Here is a 635-nt window from a genome sequence, read left to right as displayed (position 1 = left end):
TAACCGTTAAAAAAAACACTACACGCCACCGGAAAACCAGAGCGAACGAGTGCAAAAACAACGGGTAGAGTTTTGGCAGCTGGTTCAAGGTATCTTGGCAAAAGATCTGATCTTCATTGATGAATCTGGTGTCAACCTGTCAATGGTGCGTTTAATTGGCTCGCTCACCCAAAGGACAACGGGCGTATGGTACGCGTCCTCAAAAACGAGGCAAAAATGTTTCTCTTATTAGTGCGATTGGGTTGAAGGGATTGATGGCTACTGTCAGCCTTTTGGGTACAATTGATGGACTGACTTTTGAGGCGTTTGTAGCACGGAAGTTGGTTCCAAAACTCTGGGCTGGGGCTTGTGTAATTATGGATAATTGCTCTATTCACAAAGCAAAAGAGATTGAAGCCATGATTCAAACAGCAGGTGCTAGATTGATCTATCTACCCCCTTACTCACCTGACTTTTCCCCGATTGAAAATTGTTGGTCGAAGATCAAAAATTCTGCTGCGTTCGATGGCTGCTAGAAGTTATCCAGATTTAGCGACTGCGATTGAAAACGCATTGCTCAAGTCTCTTGTTGAAGCTCTACGTGGCTGGTTTACTCATTGCTGTTATTGTACCTCAGTAGACTAGAAAATGCTCTA

At 43.8% G+C, this 635-nt stretch carries 1 protein-coding gene; it reads left to right on the top strand.

Going from position 1 to position 635, the window contains the following annotated elements; all coding sequences use genetic code 11:
• Positions 1 to 155: 155 nt before the first annotated feature.
• Complete coding sequence (locus tag DSM107010_RS37940; protein WP_127025477.1) at positions 156 to 515, top strand: transposase; 360 nt, start codon at positions 156 to 158, stop codon at positions 513 to 515.
• Positions 516 to 635 lie beyond the last annotated feature (120 nt).

Source organism: Chroococcidiopsis cubana SAG 39.79, from assembly GCF_003991895.1.
Taxonomy (GTDB): Bacteria; Cyanobacteriota; Cyanobacteriia; order Cyanobacteriales; family Chroococcidiopsidaceae; genus Chroococcidiopsis; species Chroococcidiopsis thermalis.
Note: the sequence above shows the minus strand (reverse complement) of the source record. Positions and strands in the feature narration are given on the sequence as shown.